Annotated in this window: 1 protein-coding gene; it reads left to right on the top strand. The window is 36.9% G+C overall.

Annotated features, from left to right (window positions below; all coding sequences use genetic code 11):
- The first annotated feature begins 291 nt into the window (after nt 1-291).
- Nucleotides 292-663 carry a hypothetical protein gene (locus AB4623_RS18450; protein WP_102258049.1) on the top strand — a complete coding sequence of 124 codons (372 nt, stop codon included), beginning with the start codon at nt 292-294 and terminating at the stop codon, nt 661-663.
- The last annotated feature ends 11 nt before the right edge of the window (nt 664-674 follow it).

The raw sequence follows: 674 nt of genomic DNA, 5'->3' as shown, positions 1-674 counted from the left end.
TTGCTTCTCTTTGCCTTCATTATCATAAGACCAAGCCATGTATAAATTTGCTTTGGCTGCATATTGACTGTCATCCAATAGCGTACGCAGCAAAAGCCGAGACGCATGATAATTTCCGGCCTCTCTAAGATTTATGGCTTCGTGGATAATGGTTTCCATGTGCATCTCCTCTATAATTGACTAATAGAATGAAATTTATTTACACTCTGTGCTAACTCTCAAATCGTCCAACGATAAATTATCAATGATAAAATCTTAAACTAGATGAATAAATAGTAATAAAGGAATCCAATGTTTATAAGATTTATTGCCAGTATGGAGGAGGAAAAGCGACTCCAGCATACTCATGGTATCATTACCCAAGCACAAATGATGCTTGTCGACGGATTGATCCTTTACGAGTACCATCAGGTGCATATTAAAGAAATCTTCACTCAACTTAATGAATCACTACCATGTCCACCGTTCCACTCAAAGTCATGGCCAGACAATGCTATCTCTTGGTTTTTAGACTCAAGCGTCAAACATATATCACTCATGTATGAGCTAAAATATATATTAGAAGAATATGATACAAAGGTGGCGACATTACATCATTCAGACGTCGGCACCATTTTATACAGAGATGACTTTCAAGTGGTGGCTAAGTCTAGCCTCTTATGAAAAACAAAATA

Origin of the sequence: Vibrio sp. 10N.222.52.C12, from assembly GCF_041474215.1 — a bacterium.
In the GTDB taxonomy this organism is placed as follows: domain Bacteria; phylum Pseudomonadota; class Gammaproteobacteria; order Enterobacterales; family Vibrionaceae; genus Vibrio; species Vibrio crassostreae_C.
This window is presented reverse-complemented; position numbering and strand designations above follow the sequence as displayed.